The organism is Agromyces mediolanus, from assembly GCF_023715325.1.
Classification (GTDB): domain Bacteria; phylum Actinomycetota; class Actinomycetes; order Actinomycetales; family Microbacteriaceae; genus Agromyces; species Agromyces mediolanus_A.
In genome coordinates, this window is sequence record NZ_JAMBNX010000001.1 from 152,995 (window position 1) to 176,946 (window position 23,952).

Annotated in this window: 22 protein-coding genes and 1 riboswitch; of the genes, 11 read left to right on the forward strand and 11 right to left on the reverse strand. The window is 71.8% G+C overall.

The features are described from left to right. Positions 1–140: 140 nt before the first annotated feature. Genes M3147_RS00735 through nagB form a run of 5 tightly spaced genes read left to right on the forward strand, consistent with a single transcriptional unit; the run spans position 141 to position 5,236 of the window. Positions 141–1,133 carry a carbohydrate ABC transporter permease gene (locus M3147_RS00735; protein WP_251201623.1) on the forward strand — a complete coding sequence of 331 codons (993 nt, stop codon included), beginning with the start codon at positions 141–143 and terminating at the stop codon, positions 1,131–1,133. Then, positions 1,130–2,044: a carbohydrate ABC transporter permease gene (locus tag M3147_RS00740; RefSeq protein ID WP_251201624.1), complete on the forward strand. Its 915-nt coding sequence runs from the start codon at positions 1,130–1,132 to the stop codon at positions 2,042–2,044. Before M3147_RS00735 ends, M3147_RS00740 begins: the two co-directional genes overlap by 4 nt. Next, a complete protein-coding gene (locus M3147_RS00745) occupies positions 2,041–3,546 on the forward strand; it encodes a glycoside hydrolase family 3 protein (RefSeq protein ID WP_251201625.1) in 1,506 nt (501 codons plus the stop codon). Before M3147_RS00740 ends, M3147_RS00745 begins: the two co-directional genes overlap by 4 nt. Continuing rightward, on the forward strand, positions 3,543–4,466 hold the full coding sequence (locus M3147_RS00750) for an ROK family protein (RefSeq protein WP_251201626.1): 924 nt from the start codon (positions 3,543–3,545) through the stop codon (positions 4,464–4,466). The genes M3147_RS00745 and M3147_RS00750 overlap by 4 nt, the downstream gene beginning before the upstream one ends. Further along, positions 4,451–5,236, forward strand: a complete 786-nt coding sequence (gene nagB / locus M3147_RS00755; protein WP_251201627.1) for a glucosamine-6-phosphate deaminase — start codon at positions 4,451–4,453, stop codon at positions 5,234–5,236. The genes M3147_RS00750 and nagB overlap by 16 nt, the downstream gene beginning before the upstream one ends. Positions 5,237–5,270: 34 nt before the next feature. Here the strand turns inward: nagB and M3147_RS00760 are convergent, their stop codons facing one another. The 9 genes from M3147_RS00760 to M3147_RS00800 all read right to left on the reverse strand — a co-directional run bounded on the left by M3147_RS00760 (position 5,271) and on the right by M3147_RS00800 (position 14,736). Next, positions 5,271–5,633 (reverse strand): YrdB family protein, encoded by a 363-nt coding sequence (locus tag M3147_RS00760; RefSeq protein ID WP_251201628.1) that lies wholly within the window; start codon positions 5,631–5,633, stop codon positions 5,271–5,273. A gap of 70 nt (positions 5,634–5,703) precedes the next feature. Continuing rightward, on the reverse strand, positions 5,704–6,582 hold the full coding sequence (purU, locus tag M3147_RS00765; RefSeq protein WP_251201629.1) for a formyltetrahydrofolate deformylase: 879 nt from the start codon (positions 6,580–6,582) through the stop codon (positions 5,704–5,706). Beyond that, a complete protein-coding gene (locus M3147_RS00770; protein WP_251201630.1) occupies positions 6,579–8,534 on the reverse strand; it encodes a sigma-70 family RNA polymerase sigma factor in 1,956 nt (651 codons plus the stop codon). The genes purU and M3147_RS00770 overlap by 4 nt, the downstream gene beginning before the upstream one ends. A 506-nt stretch (positions 8,535–9,040) precedes the next feature. Next, entirely contained in the window at positions 9,041–10,210 is a 1,170-nt protein-coding gene (gene nagA, locus M3147_RS00775; RefSeq protein ID WP_251201631.1) for an N-acetylglucosamine-6-phosphate deacetylase, read from the reverse strand. A 31-nt stretch (positions 10,211–10,241) separates the two neighbouring features. Then, positions 10,242–11,030: a DeoR/GlpR family DNA-binding transcription regulator gene (locus M3147_RS00780; protein WP_251201632.1), complete on the reverse strand. Its 789-nt coding sequence runs from the start codon at positions 11,028–11,030 to the stop codon at positions 10,242–10,244. 2 nt (positions 11,031–11,032) lie between these two features. Continuing rightward, positions 11,033–11,875 carry a class II fructose-bisphosphate aldolase gene (locus M3147_RS00785; RefSeq protein WP_251201633.1) on the reverse strand — a complete coding sequence of 281 codons (843 nt, stop codon included), beginning with the start codon at positions 11,873–11,875 and terminating at the stop codon, positions 11,033–11,035. A 31-nt stretch (positions 11,876–11,906) separates the two neighbouring features. Then, positions 11,907–12,836: a 1-phosphofructokinase family hexose kinase gene (locus M3147_RS00790; protein WP_251201634.1), complete on the reverse strand. Its 930-nt coding sequence runs from the start codon at positions 12,834–12,836 to the stop codon at positions 11,907–11,909. Next, positions 12,833–13,870, reverse strand: coding sequence for an ROK family protein (locus M3147_RS00795; protein ID WP_251201635.1), 1,038 nt, complete (start codon positions 13,868–13,870; stop codon positions 12,833–12,835). Before M3147_RS00795 ends, M3147_RS00790 begins: the two co-directional genes overlap by 4 nt. After that, positions 13,867–14,736 carry an SIS domain-containing protein gene (locus M3147_RS00800; protein WP_251202128.1) on the reverse strand — a complete coding sequence of 290 codons (870 nt, stop codon included), beginning with the start codon at positions 14,734–14,736 and terminating at the stop codon, positions 13,867–13,869. Before M3147_RS00800 ends, M3147_RS00795 begins: the two co-directional genes overlap by 4 nt. Before the next feature lie 396 nt (positions 14,737–15,132). Between M3147_RS00800 and M3147_RS00805 the strand changes: the two genes are divergently transcribed. The 3 genes from M3147_RS00805 to M3147_RS00815 all read left to right on the forward strand — a co-directional run bounded on the left by M3147_RS00805 (position 15,133) and on the right by M3147_RS00815 (position 18,350). After that, positions 15,133–16,377, forward strand: a complete 1,245-nt coding sequence (locus M3147_RS00805) for an extracellular solute-binding protein (protein ID WP_251201636.1) — start codon at positions 15,133–15,135, stop codon at positions 16,375–16,377. Positions 16,378–16,496: 119 nt separating this feature from the next. After that, complete coding sequence (locus M3147_RS00810) at positions 16,497–17,414, forward strand: carbohydrate ABC transporter permease (RefSeq protein ID WP_251201637.1); 918 nt, start codon at positions 16,497–16,499, stop codon at positions 17,412–17,414. A 3-nt stretch (positions 17,415–17,417) separates the two neighbouring features. Next, positions 17,418–18,350, forward strand: coding sequence for a carbohydrate ABC transporter permease (locus M3147_RS00815; protein ID WP_251201638.1), 933 nt, complete (start codon positions 17,418–17,420; stop codon positions 18,348–18,350). Positions 18,351–18,467: 117 nt separating this feature from the next. Here M3147_RS00815 and M3147_RS00820 read toward each other — a convergent pair whose 3' ends face one another. Continuing rightward, the gene (locus M3147_RS00820) at positions 18,468–20,132 is read right to left on the reverse strand and encodes a family 20 glycosylhydrolase (protein WP_251201639.1); all 1,665 of its coding nucleotides are present in this window, start codon (positions 20,130–20,132) and stop codon (positions 18,468–18,470) included. A 128-nt stretch (positions 20,133–20,260) separates the two neighbouring features. Continuing rightward, positions 20,261–20,341, forward strand: a riboswitch (ZMP/ZTP riboswitch). 56 nt (positions 20,342–20,397) lie between these two features. Between M3147_RS00820 and glyA the strand changes: the two genes are divergently transcribed. After that, entirely contained in the window at positions 20,398–21,687 is a 1,290-nt protein-coding gene (gene glyA / locus M3147_RS00825; protein WP_251201640.1) for a serine hydroxymethyltransferase, read from the forward strand. 13 nt (positions 21,688–21,700) lie between these two features. Next, positions 21,701–22,582 carry a bifunctional methylenetetrahydrofolate dehydrogenase/methenyltetrahydrofolate cyclohydrolase gene (locus M3147_RS00830; protein ID WP_251201641.1) on the forward strand — a complete coding sequence of 294 codons (882 nt, stop codon included), beginning with the start codon at positions 21,701–21,703 and terminating at the stop codon, positions 22,580–22,582. Between the two features lie 154 nt (positions 22,583–22,736). Here the strand turns inward: M3147_RS00830 and M3147_RS00835 are convergent, their stop codons facing one another. After that, a complete protein-coding gene (locus M3147_RS00835) occupies positions 22,737–23,231 on the reverse strand; it encodes a DUF4188 domain-containing protein (RefSeq protein WP_251201642.1) in 495 nt (164 codons plus the stop codon). 51 nt (positions 23,232–23,282) lie between these two features. Between M3147_RS00835 and M3147_RS00840 the strand changes: the two genes are divergently transcribed. Further along, on the forward strand, positions 23,283–23,843 hold the full coding sequence (locus M3147_RS00840) for a TetR/AcrR family transcriptional regulator (RefSeq protein WP_251201643.1): 561 nt from the start codon (positions 23,283–23,285) through the stop codon (positions 23,841–23,843). The last annotated feature ends 109 nt before the right edge of the window (positions 23,844–23,952 follow it).

Here is a 23,952-nt window from a genome sequence, read left to right on the forward strand (position 1 = left end):
GCGGTGCCGTGGGCCCCATTCCCCCGCGGCACCGCACCCGACCGGGGTCGGCGACGACCACACACGTCGCCGGCCCCGATCCCCGGGGGCGAGACCCGAACCCGCCCCCGGACTTCCCTCGATCTTTCAGGAGTACCAGCATGACCACGGTCGATCAGGACCTCGAGCCGGCCGCCCCGAGCGCCGTCGAGGGCGAACGGCTCACCGCGCCGGGCGGGGGCAAACCGCAGCGTCGCGGTCGTCGCGCCGCCGGCTTCACCCCCTACGCGCTCATCACGCCGGCCATCATCGTGCTGGCGGCGATCGTCGGCTGGCCCCTCGTCCAGCTGATCATCACCTCCTTCCAGGAGTTCGGCCGGGCCCAGGTCTTCGGCGCCCCGCCGAACTGGGTGTGGTTCGACAACTACATCGACGTCTTCACCGACCCGGTCTTCTACGGCGTGCTCGGCCGCACGCTCCTGTTCGCCGGCGCGTGCGTGCTCGTGACCATGGTGCTGAGCACGCTCATCGCCCTCATGCTCGTGCGACTGCCGAAGGGCTTCCGCATGCTCCTCACCGTGGGCATGCTCCTCGCCTGGGCGATGCCGGCACTCACCGCCACGATCGTGTGGGGCTGGATGTTCGACACCGCGTACGGCGTCATCAACTACGCGCTGGTGAACTGGTTCGGCCTCGCCGAGTTCGACCAGCACCAGTGGCTCATCAACCCGCTGAGCTTCTTCATGGTCGCGGGCATCATCGTCGTCTGGGGCGCCGTGCCCTTCGCAGCGTTCACCCTCTACGCGGGGCTCACCCAGGTGCCCGGCGAGGTCCTGGAAGCGGCCCAGCTCGACGGCGCCGGCGGCTTCGCCCGGTTCCGGCTGATCATCTTCCCCTACCTGAAGCCGATCTTCATGATCGTGACGATGCTGCAGGTGATCTGGGACCTCAAGGTGTTCACACAGATCTTCGCCCTGCAGGACATCGGCGGCATCCGTGCCCAGACCAACACGCTCGGCGTGTACATCTATCAGACCTCGATCGCCGGTGGCGACTTCGGCCACGGCGGCGCGATCGCCGTCATCACCGCGGTCCTGCTCATGGCGATCTCCATCTACTACATCCGTCAGGTACTCAAGGAGGAGGAGCTGTGAGCGCCGCCGTCACCCCGACCACCCGTGCGGTCACCGCGCCCGGCTCGCTCGATCGCGCACGGCGCGGCGGCGGCCGCCGCCGGGTCACGACGTGGCTGCTCTCGGCGCTCTCCGTCGTGCTGTTCGTGCTGTTCGTGTTCCCCGTGTACTGGATGGTGAACACCTCCTTCCAGCCGAACAACGACGTGCGCGGCTCCGAGGTGCACTTCTTCCCGGACAACTTCACGCTCCGCAACTACGAGACGGTGATCTTCGACCCGGGCCGCACCCCGTTCCTCCCGGCTGCGGCGAACTCGCTCGTCGTCACGCTGCTGACCGTCATCATCGCCCTCGTCTTCGCCTTCCTCGCCTCCGTCGCCGTGACCCGCTTCCGGTTCAAGAGCCGCCGGGCGTTCATCCTGACGATCCTCGTGATCCAGATGATCCCGGGCGAGGCGATGATCGTCTCGGTGTTCCGGGTCGTCGACGGCTGGCAGCTGCTGAACACGATCGCGGGCCTCACGATCGTGTACATCGCGACCGTGCTGCCGTTCACGATCTGGACGTTGCGCGGCTTCGTGAACGGCGTGCCCGTCGAACTCGAGGAGGCCGCCATGATCGACGGCTGTTCGAGAGCGGGCGCCTTCTGGCGGGTCACGTTCCCCCTGCTCGCACCCGGCCTGATCGCCACCGGCGTCTTCGGCTTCATCCAGGCCTGGAACGAGTTCATCATGGCGCTCGTGCTGAACGCCCGGCCGGAGATGATGACCCTGCCCGTGTGGCTGCGCACCTTCCTCGTCGCGAACGGCACCACGAACTGGGCCGGCATCATGGCCGGCTCGACCCTGATGGCGATCCCCGTCATCGTCTTCTTCCTCATCGTGCAGGGCCGGATGACGAGCGGTCTCGTGAGCGGAGCCGTCAAGGGATGAGCGAGCAGACCCGACCCGCCGCGGCCGAGACGCTGCGCCGGGACATCCTGACGACCCTGCTTCCGGGCTTCGACGGACCGGTGGCGCCCGAGTGGGTGCTGCGGCGGCTCGCCGACGGGCTCGGCGGCGTGTGCCTCTTCGGCATGAACGTGGAGAACCCCGAGCAGCTCGCCGCGCTGAACGCCTCGCTCCGCGCCGCGAACCCGTCCGTCGTGATCGCGATCGACGAGGAGGGCGGGGACGTCACCCGACTCTTCTACGACCGCGGTGCTCCGTACCCGGGCAACGCCCTGCTCGGCCGGCTCGACGACGTCGCGCTCACCGAGGGGGTGGCGCGCGCGGTGGGCGAGGCTCTCGCGGCGACCGGCTGCACCCTGACGTTCGCGCCCGATGCCGACGCGAACTCCGACCCCGACAACCCCGTCATCGGCGTGCGCAGCTTCGGCAGCGACCCCGAGCTCGTCGCCCGGCACACCGCGGCGTGGGTGCGCGGCATCCAGTCCACCGGCGTCGCCGCGAGCGCCAAGCATTTCCCGGGCCACGGCGACACCGCGACCGATTCGCACCTCGCGCTGCCGGTCGTCGACGTCGACCTCGAGACGCTGCGCACCCGGGAGCTCGTGCCCTTCCGCGCCGCCGTGGCGGCGGGCACCGCGACGATCATGACGAGCCACATCCTGCTTCCGCAGCTCGATGCGGAGAATCCGGCGACCCTCTCCCCGCACATCCTGCATCGCCTGCTCCGCGGGGAGCTGGGTTTCGAGGGCGTCATCGTGACCGACGCCCTCGACATGCAGGGGGCGAGCGGCGTGCACGGCATCCCTGAGGCGGCCGTGCGCGCGCTCGTCGCCGGCTGCGACCTGCTCTGCATCGGTTCCGACAACGACGACGCCGAGCTCGAGGGGATCGTGCTCGCCATCGAGGCCGCGGTCGCCGCCGGACGGCTCGACGCCGACCGCGTGGCGGAGGCGGCAGCGAGGGTGCGGGCGCTCGCCGAGCTCCCGCTCGCGGGCGCGGCGGCGGCGGGCCGGATGCCGAGCGCAGCCGAACTCCTGCCGGCGTTCGAGGTCTCCGACGCGGCGACGGCCGTGCTCGCCGGTGGCGTGGGCACCGTGGTGCGCGTCGAGACGGAGGCGAACATCGCCATCGGCGAGGCGCCGTGGGGCGTGTTCGCCGCGGAGGCCGAGGCCACCGCACCGGGCTGGGTCAGCCTCGCCCGCCGCGAACGGCTGGCCGACGGCGAAGCGGTGCCGGACTGGGCGGCGCTGCCGGGCCCCGTGCTCGTCATCGGCAAGGATCTGCACCGGCACGGCTTCGCCCGTTCCGCGATCGACGCGCTGCGGGCCGTGCGGCCCGACGTCGTCGCGCTCGATATGGGCTGGCCGTCCGACGACCGCCGCTACGCAGACGTCGCCACCTTCGGGGCCTCGCGCCTCGTCGGCGACGCCGTGATCGGGCTCGTCGAGGAGGCGGGCCGGGCGACGCCCGCGAGCTTCGCGTGAGGCTCGGCATCGACATCGGCGGCACGAAGACCGCCGCCATCGCCCTGGACGAGGCCGACACGCTCAGCGAGATGCTCCGCATCCCCACGGCGATCGGCGCGGAGGGGGTGCTCGAGACGGCGTTCGCGACGGCCGAGCGGATGCGCGAGCTCACCGGTGCTCCCGCCGGCGGGTTCAGCTCGATCGGCATCGGCATTCCCGGGGCGGTCGACACCGCGACCGGGCGGGTCGCCCATGCGGTGAACCTCGGCGTCGAGGGGCTCGACCTCGGTCCTCGGCTGAGCGATCGGCTCGGCGTCGAGGTGCGGGTGGAGAACGATGTCAAGGCCGCCGCGCTCGGCGCGCAGCACCTGCTCGCCGGCGCGGGTCAGGCTCCGACGTCGATGGCGTACGTGAACCTCGGAACGGGGCTCGCCGCCGGCATCGTGCAGGGCGGGGTGCTGCTGCGCGGCGCGAGCGGCGTCGCGGGCGAGGTCGGGCATCTCCCCGTCGATCCGGCGGGCGTGCGCTGCGCCTGCGGGCAGCGTGGATGCCTCGAGACCGTCGCCTCCGGCTCCGCGATCGCGCGGATGTGGCCGAGCCGGCATCCGTTGCCCGCGCAGGAGCTCTTCGACGCCGCCGATGCGGGCGACGAGCGGGCGGTCGAGGTGCGCGAGCGGTTCCTGGCGGGGGTCGCTGCGACGGTGCGGGCGCTCGTGCTGACCGCGGACGTGGAGCAACTCGTCATCGGCGGCGGGCTCGCCGCGCTCGGTGGCCGACTCGAAGCTGGCGTGCACCGTATCCTGGGGGAGTGGTCCGCCGAGTCGGCGTTCCTCGACTCTCTCGACCTCGCCCGACGGGTGCGGGTCATCCCCCTCGGATTCCCCGCGGCCGCTGTCGGTGCCGCGCTCGTAGGAGAACAGCTATGGCCGAAGTCGTGATCGTCTCCGACCAGGACGCCGCGGGCGCCCTGGTCGCCGATGCCATCGTGCAGCTCATCCGTCGCAAGCCCGACGCGGTGCTCGGGCTGGCGACCGGCTCGACCCCGCTCGCGAGCTACCGCGCCCTGGCCGAACGCATCGCCCACGACGGGGTCGACGTGCGCGGCGTGCGCGGCTTCGCGCTCGACGAGTACGTCGGGCTGCCCGCCGGGCATCCGGAGAGCTATCGCGCGGTCATCACGCGCGAGGTCGTCGAGCCGCTCGGGCTCACGCCGGAGCTCGTCCGCGTCCCGAACGGCGACCCGGCCGAGGTGCAGCATGCCGGCGCCGACTACGAGGCGGCGATCACCGCGGCGGGCGGCGTGGACCTGCAGATCCTCGGGATCGGTCGCACCGGCCACATCGGCTTCAACGAGCCGGGCTCCTCGCTCGCCTCGCTGACCCGCGTGAAGACGCTCACCGAGCCCACGCGGGCCGACAACGCCCGCTTCTTCGACTCGCCCGACGATGTGCCGATGCACTGCATCACCCAGGGCATCGGCACCATCCTCCGCGCCAAGCATCTCGTGCTGCTCGCCTTCGGGGAGGCGAAGGCCGACGCCGTCGCCGCCGCAGTCGAGGGGCCGGTCTCCGCGAGCCAGCCCGGCTCGGCCATCCAGCTGCACCCGCACACGACCGTCGTGGTCGACGAAGCGGCGGCGTCGAAGCTGCAGCAGACGGCGTACTACCGGCACGCCTGGGCGAACAAGCCCGCCTGGCAGGGCATCTAGCCCAGGGCGGATGCCGTCCGCCCGCCCTGAGCGATCAGGCGCTGAACTCGCGTCGGCCGTTGATCACGCCGCTGACGGCGGCGACGACGGCGAAGGCGATCGCGACGATCGGCTGGCCCATCAGCCACCAGGCGATGGCCGCCGAGGAGAAGACGGCGATCTCGACGAGCGCCTTCACGAAGGGGTCGACGGCGAACACCGCCTTCGGAGAGCGGAACAGCGCCCAGAGCAGGATCGCGAAGAGCGGGGCGCCGATGCCGATCAGCACGCCGGGCCAGGGGAGCGGGAACGCCGTGAAGCCGAAGATGCCGAGCGTGACGATCGCGAAGAGCTCGAGGACGAAGCGGAGCAGGTCGTTGAAGCCGATCTTCGGCTGGGCGGTGCTGGGGGCGTTCACGACGATCAAGCCTAGTCGCGCCGCGGGCCATCCGCGGCCACTGCAGCCCGGCCCCCGCGCCGCGTGAGCCTCAGCGGAAGATGATCGTGCGCGCCCCGTCGGCGAGCACGCGGCGCTCCGCGAACCACTTGACCGCCTGGCTGAGGGTGCGGCTCTCTTCGTCCTGCCCGATCGCGACGAGCTCCGCGACGGAACGCGAGTGATCGACGCGCACGACGTTCTGCTCGATGATCGGCCCCTCGTCGAGGTCGCTCGTCACGAAGTGCGCGGTCGCGCCGATGAGCTTCACCCCGCGGGCGTGGGCCTGCCGATAGGGGTTCGCCCCTTTGAACCCCGGGAGGAAGGAGTGGTGGATGTTGATGCATCGGCCGGCGAGTGCCTCGCACAGCTCGGGGGAGAGGATCTGCATGTACCGGGCGAGCACCACGAGCTCGATGTCGTGCTCGTCGATCGCCTCGAGCACGCGCCGCTCGAATGCCGCCTTCTCCTCGGCGTTCGTCACCGCGAGCGACTCGAACGGCACCCCGTAGAAGTCGACGAGGTCGCGCAGCGTGCCATGGTTCGAGAGCACGAGCGGGATGTCGACGGGCAGCTGCCCGGCGCGCTGACGGAACAGCAGGTCGTTCACGCAGTGCCCGGCCGTGGAGGCGAGCACGAGCGTACGGAGCGGGCGCGCGACCTCGTCGAGGTGCCACTCCATGCCGTAGCGCTCGGTGACGGGCAGGATGGCACCCTCGAACTCTGCGCGGTCCGCATGCGACTCGACCTGCAGGCGCATGAAGAACCGGCCGGTGTCGAGGCTCGCGAACTGCTGGCTCTCGGTGATGTTGCCGCGCGCCGCCACGATCGCCCCGCTCACCGCGTGCACGATGCCCGGTCCGTCGACGCAGACGAGGGTCAGCACCCAGTGGTGCAGGTGCGCGGGGGCGAGGTCGGCGGCGGAGGTCATCCCGCCAGAGTACCGGGTTCGACGGGGCCGTCCGCCGCGTCGGCGACCTCGTCGGGGAGGGCGACGCCCGCGACGAGACCGCCCTCCTCACCCCAGCGCTGCACGCCCGGCACGAACGGTCCGACGCGGTCGCCGACGGTGTACCGCACGCCGATGCTCGCGGGGTCCTCGACCACGCCGACGTACCCGCGCTCCGACCAGCCGCCCTCACCGAGCACGAGTCGGTCGACCACCCGACCGTCGGCGAGGAGCTCGACGGTCGCGCCGGGGATGCCGTTGAACAGGCCGTACCAGGCGGCGTCGAGGAGTCCGCCGTAGTACAGGACCGGCGCGTGGAGCGAGACGGGGATCTCGGTGGGATCGGACGTGTTGCCCGCCACGTCGCGCTGCGAGACCGCGAGCCGGCTCTCGCCGGCGGGCAGCGTCGTGAGTTCGAGCATCCAACGGCCGTCGGGCCCGGCCACGGTACTCATCGAGCCGTCGTCGGCGGATGCCTCGGCGCCCGCTCCGTCGGCGGCGAACACGACGGGCGCCTCCTGGCTGACGGGCGTCGCGGTGACCGTCGCGCCCGGTTCGGCGGTGCCGCGCAGCCGGGGGAAGACGAGCCCGCCGACGGTGTCGAGGTCCTGGTCGACCGAGGGCGGCAGCGCCGAGGTGTCCGGCGGGTTGGGCGTCGGCGTCGGCGTGGGGCTCGGCGTCGGGGTCGGGCTCGGCGTCGGGCTCGGGCTCGGGGCGGTCGGAGCCGCGGCGGGCGGGGCTTCGTCCGCGGGCGGTGCCACGACGGGCGGTGCGATCGGGGGCGGAGGCGGCGGAGCGGGCGGCGCGACCACCGGCGCGTCCGCGGGGCCGGCCGCCGGCGCCTCGATGGCCGGCGCCTCGGCGACCGCCTGCTGCTCCGGCGTTCCGGCGTTCAGGCCGGGCAGGACGACCGCCGCGGCCACCGCCGCGGCGACGAGCACGAGGGCGCCGACTCCGGCGCCGACCGCGAGGCCCGCCCCGCCGACGCCGCCGGCCGCGGCGCCGCCGGCTCCGGCACCGCCCGCTCCGGCACCGCCGGCTCCGGCGCCGCCTGCTCCGCCGGCTCCCGCGGCACCGGTGGCACCCACGGTGCTTGCGGCGCCGGCAGCGAGCCCGGCGCCGCCGACGCCCATCGCGACGTCGACGACCGGAGTGTGCTGCTGCAGCCAGGCCGAGTAGGCGGTGGCGCCGCCGATGCCGGCCGCGAGGGGCAGCAGCACGAGCGCGAGCCGCGAGCCGACCTCCTTCGCCTCGGCCGCGACGATGGTGCACTTCGCGCATCCGTCGAGGTGCCGCTCGAGTCGGGAGGTGTCGCGCTTGCCGAGCTTGCCTCTCGCGTACCCACCCAGATGATCGATCGTCCAGCGGCACTCCGGTTCGGCGGCCGACTTCAGGTGCGCGCGGATCCAAGCCTGCCGGAGACCCTCGCGCGCCCGGTAGGCGAGTGCCGCCGTCGAGTTCGCGCTCATTCCGACGAGCGGCGCGATCTGCGCCGGCGTCATCTGCTCCACCTCGGAGTACCAGAGCACCTCCTGCCACCGCGTCGGCAGGGAGCGGAACGCCTGCGCCGTCGTGCTGCGGTCGAGAGCATCGAGGGTCGCGGACTCGTTGGTGTCGGGGTCCTCGAAGGACTCGAGCGTCTCGAGGTTCGTCTCCTGCCGCGCTCGCCCCCACCCGGCTGCCGTGTTGCGGATCGTCGTGAAGAGGTAGGGGCGGAACGCGCCCCGCGGCCCGCCGCCGGCGAGGATCGCGTCGTAGATCTTCGTGAAGGACTCGGAGACGAGGTCGTCCGGATCGAGGCTGCTGTACGAGCGGGCCACGGTGCGACCGGAGGCGGCGTGCCGTTGCCACAGCTCGGCGTACGCCGCCGAGTCGCCCTGTCTCGTCTGGTCGACGAGGTCGAGGTCCGAGACCTCGCTCACGGCGTTCCGCATCGTCATCCTCCTCCCGGGCTCGTCGTACGTGGCCCGATCGAGAGACGGTGGAGCAGCCGCGTCATGACGCGGAAAAAGATCGGGTCACAGCATTTCAGCAGATTTCTCTGGAAATCGCGTCATGATCGCGTCAAGACCGCATCTGTTCAGCGAAGGCATCCGCACGGATCGCGGCGCCGGGAGACCCGAACCCCGGCGAGATCCGCACCGCGCGGAGGCTCTGAACCGGGCGGGGGAAGCCCGGTTCGGTACCCGGCCGGGCTTCGGAGGCGATGGGGAACACGCCTCCGAACCCGGTCCACCGGGGTGCTGGTTCCCTGAGCTCGTCGAAGGGAACGCGGCGCGCTTCGACAAGCTCAGCGAACCAACCCTGGTTCCCTGAGCTCGTCGAAGGGAACGCGGCGCGCTTCGACAAGCTCAGCGAACCAACCCTGGCGCGCTTCGACAAGCTCAGCGAACCAACCCTGGCGCGCTTCGACGAGCTCAGCGAACCAGTGGGGCGGCGCTCAGCCGGCGAACGGCACCAACGTGCGGCCCGCGCCCCAGACGGCGCGCACGGCGAGCTCGTCGTCGAGCAGCACGGCGTCGGCCGCGAAGCCGCGGTCGAGGCGGCCGAGCTCGTGCGCCCGGCCGATCGCTGCGGCGGGCGTCGAGGTCAGCGCGCCGATCGCCTCGTTGAGCGGGATGCCGCAATCGAGCACGGCGCGTCGGAGGGCGATGTCCTGCGTCAGGGTCGACCCGGCGATCGAGCCGCCGTGCTTGAGCCGGGCGACCCCGTCGAGCACGACGACCTCGAGCGAGCCCAGGATGTACTCGCCGTCGGCCGCACCTGTGGCCGCCATCGCGTCGGTGATGAGCGCGAGCCGCCCGGGAGCTCCCGAGAAGGCGAGCTTCACGACGTCGGGATGCACATGCACGCCGTCGTTGATGATCTCGAGGGTCACGTGATCGGCGTGCATCGCCGCCACCACCGGGCCGGGGGCGCGATGGTGGATGCCGCGCATGCCGTTGAAGGCATGCGTCAGGATCGAAGCCCCGGCGTCGAAGGCGGCGAGGGCTTCCTCGAAGCCGGCACCCGTATGCCCGACGGCCACCGCGACCCCCTGGCCGACGAAGCGTGAGACCGCCTGGGCGGCGCCCTCGTGCTCGGGGGCGATGGTGATCTGACGGAGTGTGCCGCCGGCGGCATCCAGCAGCGCGTCCACGTCGGCGAGCGTGGCCCGGCGCAGGAGCTCAGGATCGTGCGCGCCGCGGAACTCGTGGTCGAGGAACGGCCCCTCGAGGTGGGATCCGAGGATCCGCGGGTCGTGCCCCGCGAGCTCGGCGATCATGCCCAGGCGCTCGGCCATCGCCTCGACGGGGGCGGTCACCAGCGACAGCACCGAGCGGGTCGTGCCGTGCGCGGTGTGCACCGCGAGGGTGCGCTCGACGCCCTCGGGGCCGTCGTCCACGGACGCACCGCCGGCGCCGTGGCAGTGCAGGTCGATGAATCCCGGGGCGAGCCATCCGCCCGCCGCGTCGACGACCTCGGCGTCGGGAGCCAGCTCGGCGCGCCAGCTGTCGCCGAGGCCGCGCGCTTCGACGACGCCGCCCTCGAAGCGGACCCAGGCGTCGGGCGTCGTTTCCGCATCGGTGACGAGACGGGCCGAGTGGATGACGATGGGCGCGGTGCTCACGGGTTCAGCCTAGTTGCGCGGGGAAGGACGCTCATTCGGCGACCAGCACCTCGTAGCCGTGCTCGGCGAGCGCGTCCCGCTGCTCCTTCGTGATGCCCGAGTCGGTGATGACGAGGGGGAACAACCGGGGCCCGCCCATGGTCGCGAACGCGGTGCGGCCGAGCTTCGAGGAGTCCGCCACGATGATCGCCCGGCCGGCGCGCGTGGCCATCAGGCGGTTCACGGCGGCCTCGCGCTCGTCGTGGGTCGTCGGCCCCTTCACCGGGTCGATGCCGTTGACGCCGATGAACGCGATGTCGACGGTGACCGAGTTCAGCACCTGTTCCGCGTAGCTGCCGACGAGCTCGTAGCTGCGCGGGTGCAGCACGCCGCCCGTGACGACGAGCTTGATCTGCGGCCGGGTCGCGAGCTGGGTGGCGATGTTCACCGCGTTCGTCACGACCGTGAGGTTCGGGGTGGGCGACGGTTCCATGATGTCCGGCCGCATCGCGAGGGCGTTGCCGATGGCGGTCGTCGTCGTGCCGCCGGACAGGCCGATCACCGCGCCAGCCGGCACGAGGCGGCTCGCGGCCTGCGCGATCCGCTCCTTCTCGTCGGTGTGCTGGTGGTTCTTGTACCGCAGGGGCAGGTCGTAGGCGACGGTCTGCGCGACGGCCCCGCCCCGCGTGCGGGTGAGCAGCTGCTGCTCGGCCAGGGTGTCGAGGTCGCGGCGGGCCGTCGCCGGTGACACCCCGAGGCGTTCGACGAGCTCCTCGACCTCGACCCGTCCGCTGTCCGCGAGCAGGTCGAGCACCGCGTTCAGTCGCTCGGCACGATTCATGGTCACCTCTCGGTCAGCGCGAAGTTCCGCAGCATCCGCGCCGCTTCGACGGCGACGGCCTCCCGGCCCTCGCGCACGTACTTCCGCGAATCGACGATATCGGGCCGAGCGCCGAGGACCTCGCGGACGGCGCGCGTGAAGTGGCCGTTCAGATGGGTGGAGACGTTGATCTTCGTCATGCCGGCCTCGATCGCCCGCGCGATCTCCTCGTCGGCGACGCCGGATGAGCCGTGCAGCACGAGCGGCACGCGCAGGGCATCGTGCAGCCGGGCGATGAGGTCGAGGTCGAGGGCGGCCGTGCGGTCGGTCATCGCATGCGAGGAGCCCACGGCGACGGCGAGGGCGTCGACGCCGGTCGCCTCGACGAACGCCGCCGCCTCGGCCGGATCGGTTCGGACGCCGGGCGCGTGCGCGCCGTCCTTGCCGCCGACCTCCCCGAGCTCGCCCTCGACGAAGACCCCGGCGGCGTGCGCCTTCGCGGTCACGCGGGCGGTCACCGCGACGTTCTCCTCGTAGGGGAGCGCGCCGCCGTCGAACATCACCGAGCCGAAGCCGAGCGCGATCGCCTCGTCGACGAGCTCCTCGCGCTCCGCATGATCGAGATGCACGGCGACGGGCGTCGTCGCCCGGCGTGCGACGGCGAGCGTGGCCAGCCCGATCGGCTCGAGCGCGCCGTGATAGTCGGCGCAGTTCTGCGACACCTGCAGGACGACCGGCAGCCCCGCCTGTTCGGACGCGGCGACGAGCGCTTCGGCCGTCTCCAGGTGGATGACGTTGAAGGCGCCGAGCCCGGTGCCGGACGCTGCGGCGGCGCGGACGAGTCCGGCGGCGGGGACGAGGGGCATGCGAGGCCTTTCCGGTGTGGTGCCGGGAGCGTCAGGCTCCGGCGGGACGATCGACGATGAGGCGGTCGGCGAGCTCGGGATGCCGCGGCGAGATCTCGCCCGCGCCGGTGGCGAGCACCGCGGCGGCCGACCAGGCGGCGGCGGTGACGAGCAGTCGTTCGTCGTCGACGGCGGCGTCGTCGTGGAGCAGCACGGCGGCGGCGGCGACGGCCGCGTCGCCCGCGCCCGTCGGGTTGCCGGCGAGCGGTTCGGGGAGGCGGGCGCGGAGGGGCGGCGCGTCGGCGCGGACGAGCAGCATCCCCTCGGCGCCGAGGGAGCAGAGCACGCGCCGGGCGCCGCGCCGGAGCAGCTCCCGTGCGCCCTCGAGCGGGTCCTCGAGGCCGGTGGCCTCGGCGAGTTCGGCCCGGTTCGGCTTCAGCAGCGCCGCGCCGGCGGTTGCGGCGGCGAGCACGGCCGGCCCGGACGTGTCGACGATCGCGGGCACCGCGTGCGCCGTGGCGAGGTGGACGAGTCGCGGCACGAGCTCGGGATCGGCGCCCCGGGGCAGGCTTCCTGAGACGACGAGCACGCCCGCGCCGGGCAGGGCCGCCTGCACCTCGTCGAGGAGGGCGGCCCACTCGGCGGGGCTCGGACTCGTGCCGCGTTCGTTGAAGATCATGGTGTCGCCGAGCGTCTCATCGACGATCGCGGCGCTGCGCCGCGTCTCGGCGGTGACGGGCACGAGCCGGTGGGGCACGCCGCTCGCTCGCAGTTCGTTCGCGAACTCCTCGCCGACCGGGCCGCCGGCGGTCGTGACGGCGAGGACCTCCGCGCCCTGCGCATGGGCCACCCGGGCGACGTTCAGACCCTTGCCGCCGGCGCGGGCGAGGGCGGCGTCGACGCGGTGCGAGCCGCCGGGCACGACGCGCTCGGCGCGCCAGGTCAGGTCGAGCGCGGGGTTCGGGGTGACGGTGACGATCATCCGGCGGCCTCGGCATCCGCGGCGGTCGCGCCGCCCAGCGCGGTGCCGCCGTCAGCCGTACCGGCCTCCGCGGCGGCGTCGCCCTCGAGCTCGCGGGCGATGAGCGCGGCGCCGAGGAGTCCGGCGTCCTCGCCGAGCTCTGCGGGCACGAGCTCGGGCCTGCGGTGGAAGCTCAGCCGGGCATCGAGCCGTTCGCGGAGCGGGCCGAACAGGCCCTCGCCGGCGCGCGACAGCCCGCCGCCGATCACGACCGCGCGCGGCGCGAGCACCGCGGTGAGCTGGGCGATCGAGAAGGCGAGCGCGTCGAGGGCCTCAGACCAGACGGCGGATGCCTCGGCGTCGCCGCCGGCCGCCAGGGCGAGCACTTCGCGGGCGCCGTCGACGGGGCGTCCGGAGCGCTCGACGTAGTGCCTCGCGATGGCGCCGGCCGAGGCGATCGCCTCCAGGCAGCCCATCGCCCCGCAGGCGCAGCGCGGCGAGTCGGCGACCGGGGAGTGCCCGATCTCGCCCGCGTAGCCGCCGGCGGTGTGCGGTCGGCCGTCGAGGATCAGCGATCCGGCGATGCCGGTGCCGATGACGAGCACGACGACGTCGTCGAAGGCGCGGGCGGCGCCGAGTCGATGCTCGGCCCAGCTGGCTGCGCGGACGTCGTGGTCGAAGGCGACGGGCAGGCCGATCTCGCGCGCAGCGAGCGCCCGGATCGGCGCGTCCGCCCAGCCCAGGTTGCTCGCGAAGACGCCGACGCCGCGCTCGGCGTCGACGATCCCTGGGACGACGACGCCCGCGGCGACCGGTTCGACCTCGGGGAACCGCGCGCGCAGCTCTCGGGAGAGCTCGCCGAGCCGACGCGTCACCGAGGCGGCGGTGCGCCCGGGCTCGAGCGGGGTCGGGGTCCGGCTGAGGCCGAGCACGCGCCCGGCGTCGTCGAAGAGCGCTGCCTTGATGTCGGTGCCGCCGACGTCGAAGGCGAGCACCGCCGGACCGGCGCCCACGGCGGCCGGCCCGACGGCGGGGAGGTCGGAGGATCGGTTCACGGATTCAGGATGACCGATCGCGTGAGGTTCCGGGGGCGGTCGGGGTCGAGCCCCTTGGCACGGGCCCGTGCGAGCGCCACGCGCTGGGCGCGCACGAGGTCGGCCATCGGGTCGAGCGAGCTCGTCTCGAAGCGGGCGCCGGTCGCGACGACGTCGGCGGCGAGCCCTTCGGGTGCCGTGCCGAACTGCCAGGTGACCCGGCCGGGTGCGGCGATGGCGATGGGGCCGTGGCGGTACTCCATCGACGGGTACGACTCGGTCCAGGACTGGGAGGCCTCGCGCATCTTCAGCGCGGCCTCGTGGGCGAGGCCGACGGTCCAGCCGCGGCCGAGGTAGCTGAACTGCTCGGCCTCGATCAGCTCGGGGTCGAGCTCGGCCGCCACGGCGGTGGCGGCATCCGCGACCGCCCGGTCGAGATCCTCTCCGAGGCTCGCCCGGAAGAGGGCGAGCGCCGTGGTGGCGAAGCGGGTCTGCACCACCGACCGCTCGTCGGCGAAGGGCAGGAGCACGGCATCGTCGACGAGGGAGACGAGCGGCGACTCCGCATCACCGATGACGCCGATGGTGCGCACGCGGCCGCGGAGGCGCTCGACGAGCTCGAGCACCTCTGTCGTCGTTCCCGAGCGGGTGAGGGCGACGACCGCGTCGTAGCCGCGGTCGACGAAGGCTTCGGAGGCGGCGAAGGCGTCGGTCTCGCCGTGGCCGCCGGACTCGCGGAGGACGGCGTAGGACTGGGCCATGAACCAGGAGGTGCCGCAGCCGACGACGGCGACCCGCGCACCCGTCGCGGGCAGCACCGCCTGCTCGGCGCGGAGACCGGCGGCGCGCGCCCAGGTCTCCGGCTGCGAGGCGAGTTCGGCGGCCATGTGTGCTCCGCCGGCGGGCTGGGGGGTGGTGGGGTCGGTCACCGAGTCGCTCCTCCGTGGTCGGTCGTCGGGCCTGCCCGTTCGGCACGGCTGACGACGCATCAATGCTCGCGGATGATCGTTTCATGCATGTTGCAATCATGTCAATGCAAGCAAGTCTGGTGTTGTGGCTGATTGAGACGGTATGTATAGTTTCCGAACAAATTCGGATAACGATCCGGGGATGCCTCTTGACGGGCGCCGACGGCCGCGGCCATCATTTCGAGCACCGTCTGGGCGAAGCTGATCGGTTCTCCGGAGGGACATTCACCACCCGTCATCCGACGGACTGAATGCACGCACTGTCGCGTGAAGCGTTCTGCGGCTGTGCACCACCAACACAGTGAGGAAGCACACATGAAGAAGTCCCACCGGTTCGGCGCGATCGCGCTGGCCGCCGCGGCGACGCTGACGCTCGCCTCGTGCGGCTTCGGCGGCGGATCGAGCGGGGGCGACGCCTCCGGCAAGACCACCCTGAACCTGCTCGTGCCGAGCTACTCCGACAACACCCAGGGCCTCTGGGAAGACGTCATCTCGGGGTTCGAGAAGGCCAACCCCGACATCAAGGTCGAGCTCGAGGTCCAGTCCTGGGACAACCTGGAGTCGGTCATCGCGACGAAGATCCAGGGTGGAGAGGCGCCCGACATCTACAACGGCGGCCCCTTCGCCGGCTTCGCGGCCGACGAGCTGCTCTACCCGGCCAAGGACGTCGTCTCGTCCGACACCTACTCCGACTTCCAGGACGCGTTCCTCGCGAATGCCGAGGTCGACGGCACCGCCTACGCCCTGCCGCTCATCGCCTCGGCGCGTGCGCTGTTCGTGAACAACGCCCTGCTCGAGCAGGCCGGGGTCGCGGCACCGCCCACGACCTGGGACGAACTGCTCGACGCGGCGACGAAGGTCTCCGCGCTCGGCGGCGGTGTGGCCGGCTACGGCATGCCGCTCGGCTCCGAAGAGGCGCAGGCCGAGGCGGCCGTGTGGCTCTGGGGCGGCGGCGGCAGCTTCGGCGACGCCTCGAAGATCACGGTCGACGACCCGGCGAACCTGCCCGGCGCCGAGCAGATCAAGAAGATGATCGACGCGGGTGCCACGCAGGCCGACCCCGGCTCGACGAACCGTTCGCCGCTCATGGACATCTTCGTCCAGGGCAAGATCGGCATGCAGGTCGGCCTCCCGCCGACCGTCGGCCAGATCGAGGAAGGCAACCCCGACCTCGACTACTCCATCGTGCCCATCCCGACCAAGGACGGCTCCGCGTTCACCCTCGGTGTCATGGACCAGCTGATGGCGTTCAAGAACGACGACAGCAAGAAGGACGCCATCACGAAGTTCTTCGACTACTACTACTCGGCCGACGTGTACGTGCCGTGGGTGCAGACGGAGGGCTTCCTGCCGGTCACCAAGTCGGGTGCCGAGGCGCTCTCGGGCGAGGAAGCGCTGAAGCCCTTCCTCGACGTGCTGCCGGACGCGCAGTTCTACCCGTCGACGAACCCGAAGTGGTCCGCGACGGACGGTGCGTTCAAGTCGCTCTTCGGTCAGATCCAGACGAAGTCGGCGCAGGACGTCCTGACCGAGATCCAGGCGCAGGCCGACGCGGGCTGAGCCCCGACTCACCACGGAAAGGGTTCGGTGACCACCGCACCATGAGCTCCACAACCGATACGTCATCGAACCCCGCGGGGGCGGCCTCGGGCCGCCCCCGCTCCGGCGGAGCGGACCGCGTGGGCAACGCCCCGGGCGGCGCCGCCCGCGGCCGGCCCGGCGGGCGAGACCTCGCCAAGGCGCTGCCCTGGATCGCCCCCGCACTCGCCCTCATCCTCGGCGTCGTGCTGTTCCCCGCCGGGGTGATGTTCTTCAACTCGACGCGGGACATCTCGCAGTCCGGCGTGGACAAGGGCTCCGTCGGCTTCGACAACTACGTCGAGGTGTTCTCGTTCCCCTACTTCTGGCCGATCTTCCTGCGCACCATCGTCTGGGTCGTCGTGGTGGTCGTGTTCACCGTGCTGATCTCGCTGGGCATCGCGCAGATCCTGAACAAGGCGTTCCCCGGCCGGCGCATCGTGCGTCTCGTCGTGATCATCCCGTGGGCCGCCTCGGTCGTCATGACGACGATGGTCGTCTACTACGGGCTCGAACCGTACTTCGGCGTCATCAACAAGTTCCTGGTCGACGTCGGCCTCATCGATACGCCCGAGGGCTACGGCTGGACCCGCAATCCCACGACCGCCTTCGTCTGGTCGATCGTGATCGCGATCTTCGTCTCGCTGCCCTTCACGACCTACACGATCCTCGCGGGCCTCGCCACGGTGCCGAGCGACACGATCGAGGCCGCGAAGATGGACGGCGCGAGCCCCGCGCGCACCTACTTCACGGTCGTCCTGCCGCAGCTGCGCGGCGCGCTCTCGGTCGCCGTGCTGATCAACATCATCAACGTGTTCAACTCGCTGCCGATCCTGAAGGTGATGACCGGATCGATCCCCGGCTACGACGCCGACACGATCATGACGATGATCTTCAAGTACATCCAGAACCAGCACAAGGTCGACGTCGCGTCCGCGCTCTCGGTCGTCGCCTTCCTCATCGTCATCGTGATCGTCGCGGTGTACGTGAAGGTCGTCAAGCCCACCAGGGAGGTCTGAGCGATGACCGTCACCGAAACCCGCGCCATGCTCTCGGTCGACGCCGAGCGCTCGCCCGGCGGCCGCGACCGCGGGCCCGCGCGCAAGCGCCGCTACACCGAGGACCAGGTGCCGCTCGGCCGCGTGCTGCTGCGCATGCTGGCCGGCCTCGTCGTGCTCGCGATCTTCATCCTGCCGTACACGATCATGTTCTTCGGCTCCGTGAAGACGAAGGCGCAGATCCGTTCGGTCGATCCCACCTACTTCCCCACGGAGTGGCACTGGGAGAACTACGTCAACATGTGGTCGACGCCCGAGACGCCGCTGCCGCAGAATCTCATCTCGACGATCGTGATCTCGGTGTTCGCGACGCTGCTCGTGCTGCTCGTGGCGCTGCCGGCCGCGTACTACACCGCGCGGTTCCGCTTCCCGGGGCGGATGGTGTTCCTCTTCCTCGTGATCGTCACGCAGATGCTGCAGCCGGCGGTGCTCACCTCCGGTCTGTTCCGGCAGTTCGCCACCCTCGGGCTGATCGACACCTGGGCGGCGATGATCTTCATCAACGCGGCGTTCAACCTGTCGTTCGCGGTGTGGATCATGCACTCCTTCTTCGCGGGCATCCCGAAGGAGGTCGACGAGGCGGCGCAGATCGACGGCGCGGGCCGGCTCACGGTGCTGTTCCGGATCAACCTGCCGCTCGTCTGGCCCGGCATCGTGACCGCGATCGTGTTCACCTTCGTGGCGTGCTGGAACGAGTTCGCCGCGTCGCTCGTGATCCTCTCGACGGCCGGCAACCAGCCGCTCTCGGTCGCGCTGACGAAGTTCGTCGGGCAGTACGAGACGAGTTGGCAGTACGTGTTCGGCGTCTCGATCGTCGCGATCGTGCCGGTCGTCATCCTGTTCATGCTCATCGAGAAGCGCCTCGTCGGAGGCCTCACCGCCGGCAGCGTGAAGTAGCCCCGGCCGTCTCCTTCCGCTCACGCGCCCGCGCGGAGGAGATCGGCCCGAAGGGAGGATGAATCGGCGAGATTCATCCTCCCTTCGTGTCATCCTCTTCCGGACCCCGCGCCGCGCTCAGTCCAGCCAGGGCACCTCGGGCATGCGGTGATACGGCACGCCCATCGCTTCCAATCGCTCGCCGTAGCCCGCCACGGCTGCGAAGAAGCCGGCCTCGTCCCGCCCGTCTGGGGCGGCCGGCGACCAGGCGATCTCGGCGATCGCCAGGATGCGGGGGAACGCCATGAACTCGACCTCGTCGAGGGTGCGCATGGTCTCGGTCCAGATCGGCGCCTCCACGCCGAGGATGTCGGCGTCGCCCACCCCCGCCACGATGGCGGCCGGGTCCCAGCCGTACGCCTCGGTCAGCGAGGTGTCGCCGTCGGCCCAGTCCTGGCCGAGCTGGCGGCCCTCGAAGCTCGGCGCGTCGGGGTAGACCATGTCGAGGTAGGCCGCGTCGGCGGGGGAGAAGACGATCTTCCCGCCCTGGGCGAGGAAGGCGCGCACATCGCCCGCCGAGCCGGTCTCCTCGCGCGGCGTCACGTAGTCCCAGTACTGCCCGACGGTACCGGCCGGGAGCTCCGTGGAAGCGCCGAGCTCGTGCCAGCCGATGATGGTCTTGCCAGTGGCGGCGCCCGCCTTCGTCATGCGCCGGACGAGGTCGAGGTAGTCGGCCTCGCTGGTCGCGAGCGACTCGTCGCCGCCGAGGTGGATCCAGGGGCCGGGGGTGAGCTCGGCCAGCTCACGGGTGACGTCGGCGAGGAAGCGGTCGGTCGCCTCGGCCCGGTCGGGCGACGCGCAGAGGGAGGAGAATCCCACCTCGGTGCCCTCGTACGGGGCCGGGGCGACGCCGTCGCAGTTCAGCTCCGGGTAGGCGCTCAGGGCCGCGTTCGTGTGGCCGGGCAGGTCGATCTCGGGCACGATCGTCACGTGCCGCTCGGCCGCGTACGCGACGAGGCGCCGGTAGTCGTCCTTCGTGTAATAGCCGCCGCCGTCGCCGCCCGCGGAGGTGGACGCCCCGACGCCGGTGAGTTCGGGCCAGGCATCGATCTGCAGGCGCCAGCCCTGGTCGTCGGTGAGGTGCAGGTGCAGCACGTTGAGCTTCAGCATCGCCAGTTGGTCGACGTAGCGTTCGACGTCGGCGACGGGCAGGAAGTGCCGGGCGACGTCGAGCATCGCGCCCCGGTAGGCGAAGCGCGGCGCGTCGTCGATGCGCACGGCGGGTGCGGTCCAGGGGCCTTCGGACGGGCGCTCCGCGTCGGCGGCCAGGATGGCGGGCGGCAGCAGCTGCAGCAGGCTCCGGCTCGCCCAGAACGCGCCGGCCGGGCTCGCTGCGTCGATCCGGGCGCCGTCGGCCCCGGTGGTGAGGCGGTACCCCTCGGCGGCCGGATCGGCGGGGACGGACGCCTCGGCGCCGGGCGTCACGCTGATCACGATGTCCGTCGCACCGCCAGGCCGCTCGCCGTCGTCGGCGACGACCGGCACCTCGGCGCCGGTGGCGAGGCGCAGCTGGGCGGCGAGCAGCTCGGGCGCGCTGCCCGCTTCGCCGATCACGAGCACCCGGCTCGTGTCGTCGAGCCGGAACGGGGCGGCGTCGAGCTCGTCGAACGAGAGCGGGGCGGGGATGATGCGGGGCACGGCGGCTCCGTTCGGCTGCGGCGCGCAGCCGGCCAGAGCGGCGGAGCCGAGCGCGATGGTCAGGGCGGCGGCGACGAGCCGTGCGGGGCGGGCGGCGATGCTCATGCGCAGCTTCCTCGTCGTCGAGCGGTCGGCGCGGCCGACCATTTGTGAGGGATCTTTACTCCCGGGTCCATCCTGCCACGACGACGCCGATCGCAACAGCCGCGGCGATGAGGCATCCATTGCTATGCTTGCTCCGTCGCGACTGGCGTTGAGATGGCTACCATCGGGGAGCGACTGGCACGCATCGACCGCACGCCTGGGCCGGTACGGATGCCTCGTGGCGCGAGTCGCGCGAGGCAGCACCCTCGTTTGGTCCGTACCTGTCATGAAGGAGCCAGTCTTGGCCGAATCCGTCTTCAACGCCCCGCTTTCCGAGGTCGATCCCGAGATCGCCGAGGTGCTCGAGCTCGAGCTCGGTCGCCAGCGCGACTACCTCGAGATGATCGCGAGCGAGAACTTCGTTCCCGTCTCGGTGCTGCAGTCCCAGGGCTCCGTGCTCACGAACAAGTACGCCGAGGGCTACCCCGGCCGTCGCTACTACGGCGGCTGCGAGTACGTCGACGTCGCCGAGTCGCTCGCGATCGAGCGGGCGAAGCGTCTGTTCGGCGCCGAGTACGCCAACGTCCAGCCGCACTCGGGCGCCACGGCGAACGCCGCCGTGCTGAGCGCGATCGCGACCCCGGGCGACACCATCCTCGGTCTCGAGCTCGCGCACGGCGGCCACCTCACCCACGGCATGAAGCTGAACTTCTCCGGCAAGCTCTACAACGCCGTCTCCTACGGCGTCGACCCGGAGAGCTTCCTCGTCGACCTGAACGTCGTCCGCGAGAAGGCGCTCGAGCACAAGCCCCAGGTCATCATCGCCGGCTGGTCGGCCTACCCGCGCCACCTCGACTTCGCCGCGTTCCGCGAGATCGCCGACGAGGTCGGCGCGAAGCTCTGGGTCGACATGGCGCACTTCGCCGGCCTCGTCGCCGCGGGCCTGCACCCCTCGCCCGTGCCCTACGCCGACGTCGTCTCCTCGACGGTGCACAAGACCATCGGCGGCCCGCGCTCGGGCTTCATCGTCTCGCGCGACACCGAGCTCGCGAAGAAGCTGAACTCGAACGTGTTCCCCGGCCAGCAGGGCGGCCCGCTCATGCACGTCATCGCCGCCAAGGCGACGGCGTTCAAGATCGCGGCCTCCGAGGAGTTCAAGGACCGTCAGGAGCGCACCCTGCGCGGTGCCGCGATCCTCGCCGACCGGCTCACCGCCGACGACTCGCGGGCCGCGGGCATCGACGTGCTCACGGGCGGCACCGACGTGCACCTCGTGCTCGCCGACCTCCGCAACTCGAAGATCAACGGCCAGGAGGCGGAGGACCTGCTGCACGAGGCGCTCATCACCGTGAACCGCAACGCGGTGCCGTTCGATCCGCGTCCGCCGATGGTGACCTCGGGCCTGCGCATCGGCACCCCGGCGCTCGCGACGCGCGGCTTCGGCGACGCCGAGTTCACCGAGGTCGCCGACGTCATCGCCGAGGTGCTGATGGGCGGTGCGGATGTCGCCGCGCTGCGCGAGCGGGTGCAGAAGCTCACCGCCGCGTTCCCGCTCTACCCCGGCCTGCAGCAGTAGAGGACGCACCCGGATGACCGCCATCACCCTCGACGGAGTCGCGACCGCGTCGGCCGTGAAGTCCGAGCTGGCCGGCCGCATCGCGAGCCTGCGCAGCCACGGGATCGTGCCGGGCCTCGGCACGCTCCTCGTCGGCGACGACCCCGGCTCGCGCTCCTACGTCGCGGGCAAGCACCGCGACTGCGCCGAGGTGGGGATCGAGTCGATCCGCATCGACCTGCCCGCTTCGGCGACGCAGGCCGACGTGATGGCGGCCATCCGGGAGCTGAACCACGCTCCCGAGGTCACCGGCTACATCGTGCAGCTGCCGCTGCCTGCGGGCCTCGACGAGCACGCCGCGCTCGAGGCGATCGACCCGGGCAAGGACGCCGACGGACTGCACCCGACGAACCTCGGCCGGTTGGTGCTCGGCATCGAGGGCGAGCTCGCCTCGCCCCTCCCGTGCACACCGGCCGGCATCGTCGAACTGCTGCACCGCTACGGGGTGCCGATCCGCGGACGCCACGTGACCGTGATCGGTCGCGGGCTCACCGTGGGCCGGCCGCTCGGGCTGCTGTTCACCCGGAAGGGCCTCGACGCCACCGTGACGCTCACGCACTCGCGCACCGCGGACCTCGCGGCCGAGGTGCGCCGCGCCGACATCGTCGTCGCGGCGGTGGGCGTGCCGCATCTCGTGCAGCCCGACTGGATCAAGCCCGGCGCCGCCGTGCTCGACGTCGGCATCACCCGCGTGCAAGACGAGGAGACCGGTAAGGGCCGGCTCACGGGCGACGTCGATCCGGCGGTCGCCGAGGTCGCCGGTCACCTCTCGCCGAACCCGGGCGGCGTCGGCCCGATGACTCGGGCCATGCTGCTCGCCAACGTCGTCAAGGCCGCCGAACTGCGTCTCGCCTGAGCCCGGTTCGCTGAGCCCGCCTTGGTTCGCTGAGCTCGTCGAAGCGCCGGTTCGATGAGCCCGTCGAAGCGCCCCTCGACGGGCTCGGGGGACCAGTGTTGTCGAAGCGCCCTCGACGGGCTCGGGGGACCAGTGCTGTCGAAGCGTGCCCGGCTCAGGCCGCCCGCTGCCCCGAGCGCCCGAGCCGCTGCTTCGCCGTGTTCTGCCCCGGCCCGACGGGCACGTGCGCGGTCGCCTTGGCGAGCCCGAACGCGGGCATGTCGGCGTACACCGCCTCGGCGTCCGCGACGGGCACCTCGTACGTCTCGTGCCACACGCCGACGTGCCCGGTGCCGAGCGCCGTGCGCATGAACTCCCGCCAGGGTTCGAGGTGCGGGGCGCCGCGGTCGGCGGCGAAGCGCTGCAGGTGCTCGGGGGTCGCCCAGTACGAGAGCAGGATCGTCGTGCGGCCGACCCAGCTCTCGAAGCCGAGCATGCCCGAGTCAGGGTGCGTCGCGAGGTGGCGGAGCATGCGCGGCATCTGCTTCGCCACGCGCTGCACGCGAGGAAGGCGCCACCAGTGGTTCGCGCGCATGCCGATGAGGAACACCGTGATCGTCTCCCGTTCGGGCGCAGCCGTGTAGCGCCCCGGGAACACTGTTCGAGTCATCCGAATCTCCATAACGTCGTTACGAAACGATGTTATGGCTAGACTGGCGACATGGCAAGACCCCCCGTGTACAACGACGCCCTCCGCGAGCGCCTCCTCGAGGTGACGGCCGAGATCGTCGCCCGCGACGGCGTCTCCCGCGCGGCGCTCCGCGACATCGCGAGTGCTGCGGGCACCTCGACGTCGGCGGTGTACGCCCTGTTCGGCGGAAAGGGCGAACTGCTCGCCGCGGTCATCGAGCACGGCTTCGCCTCCTTCGGCGCGGCCCAGCGCGAGGCCGCGCCGGCCGGGCTGCGAGCGCTGGGTGTCGCCTACCGAGCGTGGGCGCTCGCCCACCCCGCGCTGTACCGGCTGATGTTCGGCGGGGCGCTCGAATCCGTCGCCGATTGCGACCCGGACCCGGCCTCGGCATCCGCCTCCCTCGCTCCGCTGCAGGCGGCGATCGCCGCGCGCGGCGCCGCCGACGTGGGCGTGAGCGCCGTCGCCGTCTGGGCGCAGGTGCACGGCGCGGTCAGTCTCGAGCTCACCGGGATGGCCGGGCACGGCACGTCCTGGGACGAGGTCTACGAGGCCGTCCTCGACGCGGTGGAGCGGAGTCTGCCGGCGGGCTGACGATTCGGCGGGCTCGCTTCGGCGGGCTCGCTTCGACGGGCTCAGCGGACCAGGGCGCTTCGAGTGTTCACCGGCCGGCCACCCCGCCGCCACGCGGGCGACGTACCGT